Source organism: Alcanivorax sp. HI0083, assembly GCF_001635175.1.
Genome location: NZ_LWFX01000139.1, coordinates 1 through 585, shown reverse-complemented (window position 1 = coordinate 585; position 585 = coordinate 1). Strand labels below are relative to the sequence as shown.

General features: G+C 63.2%; 1 protein-coding gene. It reads right to left on the bottom strand.

Going from position 1 to position 585, the window contains the following annotated elements; all coding sequences use genetic code 11:
- Positions 1 to 585, bottom strand: a 585-nt coding sequence (locus A3754_RS01555) for a CocE/NonD family hydrolase C-terminal non-catalytic domain-containing protein (protein WP_304439770.1), incomplete at both ends; no start/stop codon positions are given.

Sequence of the window (585 nt, the reverse complement as noted above, 5' to 3'; positions counted from 1 at the left end):
CTTGATCAGGGCGCTGGTGGGGAACACTTCCACATCGGCCCGGAAGGCGGTCAGCGGGCTGATGCTACGTTTTGATTCTGCGCTAAACGGGTGCCAGGGCTGGATCAGTTTGCCGTTCATGAAACGCGATTTGCTGGCATCAAAGGCACTCATGGACGCCATCTGAATGCCGTGGGTCAATGGCCGGGCAATGCCGTTGTCGCCCACCACGCTGACCCGCACGGTGACATTGGTATCCAGGGCGGTGGTGGACGCCCAGATCTGCCCGGTGATCGGGCCGTTGATGGCCATGTCTTCTTCCAGCGGCTCGCTGGTGTACACCGCTTCCAGCAGGTTGACCACGTTGTCCTGTGCCGAGCAGGGCGGCAGGATCAGGCCGAGCACGCCGGCAGTCCACTGGCTGGCGCTGGCGGAGCACAGGCCATTGACCGGCGTCTGCAGCAGGCTGGTCTGCTTGTTGCTGGTGGGAGCGTCCCCGCTGATCTTGCCAAACAACGGCAGACCGAACTGGCCGTGCAGGTAGAAGGTTTCCGCTTTGGCCTGGGGGTGTGGCCAGTCGGCGGCGGTGACATAGCGTTCGGCACC